This window comes from Anaerolineae bacterium (assembly GCA_025062375.1).
In the GTDB taxonomy this organism is placed as follows: Bacteria; Chloroflexota; Anaerolineae; order SpSt-600; family SpSt-600; genus SpSt-600.
This window is the reverse complement of the sequence record JANXAG010000059.1, coordinates 1-6318: the sequence shown is the minus strand read 5'-3', so window position 1 is coordinate 6318 and position 6318 is coordinate 1. Positions and strand designations below refer to the sequence as shown.

6 protein-coding genes are annotated in these 6318 nt (G+C 53.5%); all 6 read right to left on the bottom strand.

The genetic code is table 11. The features are described from left to right. Window positions 1–170: 170 nt before the first annotated feature. The 6 genes from pfkA to aroQ all read right to left on the bottom strand — a co-directional run bounded on the left by pfkA (window position 171) and on the right by aroQ (window position 6294). Window positions 171–1136, bottom strand: a complete 966-nt coding sequence (gene pfkA, locus NZ653_09830) for a 6-phosphofructokinase (GenBank protein MCS7287419.1) — start codon at window positions 1134–1136, stop codon at window positions 171–173. Between the two features lie 16 nt (window positions 1137–1152). Continuing rightward, window positions 1153–2049, bottom strand: a complete 897-nt coding sequence (locus NZ653_09825) for an ABC transporter permease subunit (GenBank protein MCS7287418.1) — start codon at window positions 2047–2049, stop codon at window positions 1153–1155. Continuing rightward, entirely contained in the window at window positions 2042–3073 is a 1032-nt protein-coding gene (locus NZ653_09820; GenBank protein MCS7287417.1) for a sugar ABC transporter permease, read from the bottom strand. Before NZ653_09820 ends, NZ653_09825 begins: the two co-directional genes overlap by 8 nt. A gap of 91 nt (window positions 3074–3164) precedes the next feature. Beyond that, window positions 3165–4454, bottom strand: a complete 1290-nt coding sequence (locus tag NZ653_09815; protein MCS7287416.1) for an extracellular solute-binding protein — start codon at window positions 4452–4454, stop codon at window positions 3165–3167. 113 nt (window positions 4455–4567) lie between these two features. After that, window positions 4568–5671 carry a sn-glycerol-3-phosphate ABC transporter ATP-binding protein UgpC gene (gene ugpC, locus NZ653_09810; GenBank protein ID MCS7287415.1) on the bottom strand — a complete coding sequence of 368 codons (1104 nt, stop codon included), beginning with the start codon at window positions 5669–5671 and terminating at the stop codon, window positions 4568–4570. A gap of 170 nt (window positions 5672–5841) precedes the next feature. After that, the gene (gene aroQ / locus NZ653_09805; protein MCS7287414.1) at window positions 5842–6294 is read right to left on the bottom strand and encodes a type II 3-dehydroquinate dehydratase; all 453 of its coding nucleotides are present in this window, start codon (window positions 6292–6294) and stop codon (window positions 5842–5844) included. Window positions 6295–6318: the final 24 nt, after the last annotated feature.

Sequence of the window (6318 nt, the reverse complement as noted above, 5' to 3'; positions counted from 1 at the left end):
CACCCTCGTGGGCTTTGGGTTCGCCACGGCTCTGGGTCCCACTCGTGGGGAGGGTGCTAAAGGTGGTTGATCGCTCCCTTTTAAGGTTTTTGGGAAAGGCCTTTAAATTTTACCGGATGGGGAGTTCGGGGCCCGCTCTTTCAGTTGTTGTATGACAGGCTATTGCGGTTTTACTGAGCCAGCACGTTGGCCATTTCCAAAAGTTTGAGATCCAAACCTCTGTTTTTGCTAACCACTTCTTCCAGCGGTATTAGCTCCACTTTGTTGCCCACCAGGGCCACCATTACCCCTTTCTGCCCGCTGGCAAGCGCCTCTACAGCAGCTACGCCAAAGCGAGTGGCCAGGATACGATCAAAAGCTGTGGGAGAACCTCCCCTCTGAATATGGCCCAGGATAGTGGTGCGCACTTCAAAGCCCACTTCGTCCTTGGTGAGGAAAGAAGCTACTTCGTGAGTTTTGTATTTCGCCCCTTCGGCAATGACAATAATGGCGTGAGGCTTGCCCTTGATGTAAGCGTCTTCTATTATACTGGCAACTTCTTCCAGAGAGGTGTCCTTTTCCGGTATCAGCACCGCTTCCGCTCCACCAGCCAGCCCACCCATCAGGGCAAGGTAACCACTTTGCCGACCCATAACTTCTATAAGGAAAGCCCGGCCGTGAGAAGTGGCAGTATCTTTTATCCGATCTATGGCCAGAAGCACTGCATTGAGGGCAGTATCAACCCCTATGGCCATATCCGTCCCCCAGACATCATTGTCAATGCTGGCCGGAACTCCCACCACCGGAAATCCCATTTTATAGAGGGCATAAGCCCCACGCATGGAGCCATCCCCACCAATGATGACCAGGCCTTCTATGTTTGCCTCATTGAGGCGACGCAAACCTTCCCTCATCACTTTCGGGTCCTTGAACTCCGGGCAACGTGCTGTCTGAAGGAATGTACCCCCCTTTTGAATAATTCCACCCACTTTCCGGTTATCCAGCTTTTCCATTTCGCCGTTGATAAGTCCCTTGAATCCCCTTTTTATTCCCCATACCTCCATGCCCAGGCTGGTCCCTCTGCGCACAACAGCCCTAATACAAGCATTCATGCCCGGAGAATCACCACCACTGGTTAAAACCCCTATCCTGACCATCTTCATCCTCCATCAATTAACCTTTAACAGCTCCCATGGCCAGACCGGAAACAATGTATCTCTGGAGGGCAAAGAAGAGAAGAACCACCGGTATGCTCATGAGGATGGAGAGGGCCGCAAACTCCGACCAAGGGGTTGCGAACTGTCCCTGCATTGCCCGCAAGGCCATCGCCAGGGTAAAACGGCTCGGGTTCTCCAGGAAGGTCCAGGCCAGAATGAATTCAGTCCAGCCGCTCATGAAACCGAAGAGGATAGTTACAGCAATGGCAGGAGCCGATAGAGGTATCACAACATGGCGGAAGACCTGGAGCTGGGTAGCTCCATCTATGAGGGCAGCTTCCTCCAGTTCTCGCGGTACTGTGTCAAAGTAACCTTTCAGGTTCCAGATGGAAAAGGGCAGCGCTCCTGAGCCGTAAGCCAGCATAAGGCCGGGCAAAGTGGCCCTCAGGGGTTCCCCACCAATTTTGATCTGGCTCAGAAGAACATAAAGAGGGGCTAAAGTGGCCGATGCAGGCAGCATCAGGAGCACGATAAACCCCAACATGCCCGCCTCTCGTCCTATAAATTGAAAGCGGGAGAAAGCATAAGCCGCAGAAGCCCCCAGGATCACGGCGATAACACTTGTCCCCAGGGAAACCAGCAAACTATTAAAGAGGAGCTTGGAGAAAGTCATGCAGGTGGAAATATCGGAAGGGTTCCTGCACAGAAGACGGAAGGGTTCAAAAAGTATTTTCCGGAAAGCATGCAAGGAAGCGCCGGGAGGGATCAGGCGTAGCTCCAGCGGCTTATCAATATTGCGCGGGTCCAGAGCCAGTGATACTATCCAGAGAATGGGGAAAAGGACGAAGGCGGTGACGGCCAGAAGGAATAAATGCAAAGCGATCTGCCGCAGGATGGCTTTGCCCTTATGCATAGTACGCCTCCGTTGCCCTTGTTATGCGGTTGTTTATAAGGGTGATGATGAGGAGGATGAAGAAGACGACAAGGCTGAAGGCTGCCGCCACTCCGTAAAGCCGCTGCTCATAAACCAGCTTAAAGGCCTGAGTCACCAGGATTTCAGTCCGCCCAAAGGGTCCTCCACCTGAAATGAAGTAGATGACATTGAACTGGTTGAAAGTCCATATAGTTCCCAGCATTATGGCTGGCACCATCGCCGGACGTATGAGTGGGACAGTAATTTTCCAGAATTTCTGCCAGCCACTGGCACCATCAATGGAGGCAGCCTCGTAAAGTTCCTCGGGGATAGCCTGAAGAGCTCCCGTTGCCACCACGGTCATGAAAGGCCATCCCAGCCAGATGTTAGCCAGGAGCACGCAGTAGAAGGAAAGGGGCAAAAAACTGAGGGGGCCGCCGATCGGAGGCTGCGCCACTTCCAACCAACGGGTATCCGTGGGGAAACTGGTACCGAAAGTTCTGTTAATGACCTCTATAAGCTGGTTAATGGCGCCAAAGCGCGGGTCATACATATTCCTCCAAGTGAGGGCAGTGATGTATCCCGGCAGAGCCCAGGGCAGGACAAAAAGCGCCCGGTAAATTCGCCGCCCTTTCAATCCTCTGCTGTTCAGGGCCAGAGCGATCCCAACCCCCAGGACCACATGGAAAAAGACGTTGGTCACCGTCCACACGATATTGAACAGAAGAAGCCGCCAGAAGTCATAGTTCTCTATTGCCAGTTGATTGGTAAGGATTTTGTAGAAGTTGGCAAATCCCACAAAAGGCGGGGCAAATTGTTCCCAGGTGTTAGGGTTGAAGAGATTGAAGCGCAAATGTTTGATGCGAAAATCGGTGAAGGCCATCCATACCTGGAAAGCCTGGGGGAAGAAAGTTATGATTAACATCACTATTCCCGCTGGGGCTACATAAAGCCACGGCCCTAAAGAGGCTCTCAGCTTACGGCGGAAGCTATCCCAACGGGAAGAAGGAGCTACCCCTTTCATAATCCTGCCTCCTTCCAAAAGACAAGCGGGTGGAGAAGGTTCTCACCCCCTCCACCCGCACTGTTTAACCCCTCATGGCGAAGGCTATGTCTTACTGGCCACCCCTTATCTCTTTGATCTTAGCCACTATGCTCTCGTAGGCCTTCTGGAGAGCCTGCGCTGGGTCGGCTCCCTCGTCAAAGACCGACTTCAGGGCGGTGTCCATTGGAGCCCAATAGGCGCTCATCTCTGGGATTACGGGGAAGGGGGTGCCCAGGGCAAAAGCTTCCATCACCTGCTTCATGAGAGGATCTTTCACCTCCACACCCTTGATGGCCGGGATATGAGCTGCCTTGGCGGGATCAGCCAGGATGGCCTGGGCTTCGGGAGAGAGGAAGAAAAGGATGAAAGCCACGGCTGCCTTCTGGTCGTCGCCCGTAACGTTGGGGTTGAGGTAGATGTTTTCAGTTTGGACATAGCCAGAGAGGTGGCCATCCTTGTATGCAGGCCATGGGTCAATAGCCAGATTTTCCGGGCCTATCGCTTCTGCCAGGGCGCTCAGGTTCCAGGAGCCATCAATAATTATGCCGGCCTTCCCTGCCTTGAAGAGGTTGACATCGTTATCTGTATAGTATTCAGTGGGGCCCGCCTCTTTGAAGGAGAGCAGAAGCTTAACCCATTCCACACCCTTTTCGTTGTTGAAGGCAGGGTCACCGTTCTCCTCCATCAATTTGCCGCCAATGCCATGGAGGTGAGCGGCGGAGAAGAAGAAGCCATATTCCAGGTTAGCGCCGACTACATCGCCCTTAGTGGCGGCTTTCGCGGCGGCCACCAGCTCTTCCCACGTCTTGGGGGCCTGAGGGATAATGGTCTTATTGCGGAACATAAGGACCCCTTTGAGGGTTTGAGGGAGGCCAATGATGGCGCCTTTATATTTAACCGCGCCCAGAGCTGCTTCCTGGATGGTGTCCAGGAACTCCTTGGTTACAAATGGAGTTAAATCTGCCACAAGCTTGGCCTCATAGAAAGGTGGGCCCCAGTCGGCAGCGCCGATCAGCACAGCTGGCCCACCGCCAGTAGAGGCAGCGGTCTCATACTTGCCGCGCAGGTCATCAAAGGGGACATATAGGACGTCAAATTTCACTTCTGGGTATTTGGCTTGGAAGGCCTTTATCACTTCATTGAGGCTCTCAATTTCCTTTTCCTTCCAGGCATGCCACAGGGTAACAGTGCCTTTAAGGACCGGCGTGGGTGGGACGGTGGGGGTTGGTGGGGCAGGAGTTGGTGGAACAGGGGTCGGTGTTGGAGGAACAGGAGTGGGGGTTGGAGCAGGCTTGCAGGCATTCAACGTCAGAGCAAGCACCATTAGGCCTGCAAAAATTATGTAAGCATAACGCTTCATTTTTACCCTCCTATTTGGTTTTGAAAAATTATGCCCCGCCATAGCAAGAACGGGGCATAAAGTTTTTCTCGTTTCGCTGGAACTTGCGAGTGAAAACCGGTAGCACGGCTTCCTCAGTGCAAAAGGGCTTTTTCTGTAACAGCGTCAAAAAGGTGCATGTTTTCCATGTCCATAACCACTTCAATTATTTCCCCTGGCCTCACATGAACCCTGGGATCAACCCGGGCCAGGAAACGGTTTTTACCGCTCAGAAGGTAGAGAAAGATTTCATTCCCCATAAGCTCGGTTATGTCCACTTCAGCCCGGACAGAGGCAGCACTTATGCCGGGAGGAACGTAAGGTGGGGCGTAGATATGCTCGGGCCTTATTCCGAAGATTACTTTCTTACCTTTGAGGGGAAGAGCCTTTTCCCTTTTAGAGTCGGGAATTTGGACGCGGAAAGTCCCCACATCTACTACAAGTTTGCCGTCCTCTTCGGCCACCACTGCTTCAAAGAAGTTCATGGAAGGGCTGCCAATGAAGCCGGCCACAAAGAGGTTAGCGGGTTCCTTATAGAGCTTTTGGGGTGTATCCACCTGCTGAAGGACTCCATCTTTGAGAACCGCTATACGGGTACCCATGGTCATGGCCTCCATTTGGTCGTGGGTTACGTAGACAAAAGTGGTCTGGAGCCGCTGGTGAAGTTTTATGAGCTCAGCCCGCGTCTGAACGCGCAGTTTGGCATCCAGGTTGGATAGGGGCTCATCCAAGAGGAAGACCTTGGGTTCCCGCACAATGGCTCTTCCCAAAGCTACCCGTTGCCGCTGCCCGCCCGATAGCTCTCTGGGCTTGCGATGCAGCAAATCCTCTATCTCTAAAATTCTGGCCGCTTCTCTTACCCGGCGCTCAATTTCATGCTTGGGGAACTTGCGGAGTTTAAGGCCGAAAGCCATGTTATCAAAGACATTCATATGAGGGTAAAGAGCGTAGCTCTGGAAAACCATAGCTACATCCCTGTCCTTCGGGGGAACATCGTTAACCAGGCGGTCGCCGATGTAGATTTTGCCCTCAGTAGGCTCTTCCAGTCCCGCAATAAGCCTCAAGATGGTGGACTTGCCACAGCCCGATGGACCTACAAAGACCAGAAATTCTTTATCCTCTATGTGGAGCGTAAGATCGCGAACAGCTACGACTTTTCCAAAATTTTTGGTAACATGCTCAAAAGTTACGCTGGCCATCTCCCCCCTCCCCAATTTAATTATAACACCAGTGGCGAAAATTGCAAAAACTCCCGGCCGCTTTGCCTTCCACTGCCTAAAGCGCGCTTTCGGGGAGAAAATCCGGTCTATTATCCCGATGGAGCCCGAGCAGCTTGTCCTGCAGGCGGAAAGGGGCCGCAATCTCGTTTTCAAGGGGGCTTTCGCTCTGTCTCCAGGATATCCAGCAGCGCGATCAGCCCCAGAAGGTAACTGCGCCAGCCGAAGCCGCAAATCTGGCCGACGCACACGGGCGCGATCAGCGAGGTGTGCCGGAAGGGCTCGCGGGCGTGGATGTTGGAGAGGTGGACTTCCACCGCAGGCAGCCCGCTGGCGGCGATGGCGTCCCGCAGCGCCACGCTGGTATGCGTGTAGCCGCCAGGGTTGATGAGAATCCCGTCGGCCCAGCCGATGGCCTGGTGGATGGCGTCTATCAGGGCTCCCTCATGGTTGGATTGGAAAATGCGCAACTCTGCGCCTCGTTTGTCCGCGCAGGCCCGGAGTTGCTCGTTGATCTCCTCCAGCGTGACCCGGCCATAAATCTCCGGCTCCCGCTGGCCCAGCAGGTTCAGGTTGGGGCCATGAAGGACGAGAATGCGCCGCATCTTTCCCTCCATAAAGATTGTTTT

Coding starts and splice junctions, on each gene's coding strand:
- NZ653_09820 (MCS7287417.1), bottom strand. CDS start 3,073: ATGAAAGGGGTAGCTCCTTCTTCCCGTTGGGATAGCTTCCGCCGTAAG.
- aroQ (MCS7287414.1), bottom strand. CDS start 6,294: ATGCGGCGCATTCTCGTCCTTCATGGCCCCAACCTGAACCTGCTGGGC.
- NZ653_09815 (MCS7287416.1), bottom strand. CDS start 4,454: ATGAAGCGTTATGCTTACATAATTTTTGCAGGCCTAATGGTGCTTGCT.
- NZ653_09825 (MCS7287418.1), bottom strand. CDS start 2,049: ATGCATAAGGGCAAAGCCATCCTGCGGCAGATCGCTTTGCATTTATTC.
- pfkA (MCS7287419.1), bottom strand. CDS start 1,136: ATGGTCAGGATAGGGGTTTTAACCAGTGGTGGTGATTCTCCGGGCATG.
- ugpC (MCS7287415.1), bottom strand. CDS start 5,671: ATGGCCAGCGTAACTTTTGAGCATGTTACCAAAAATTTTGGAAAAGTC.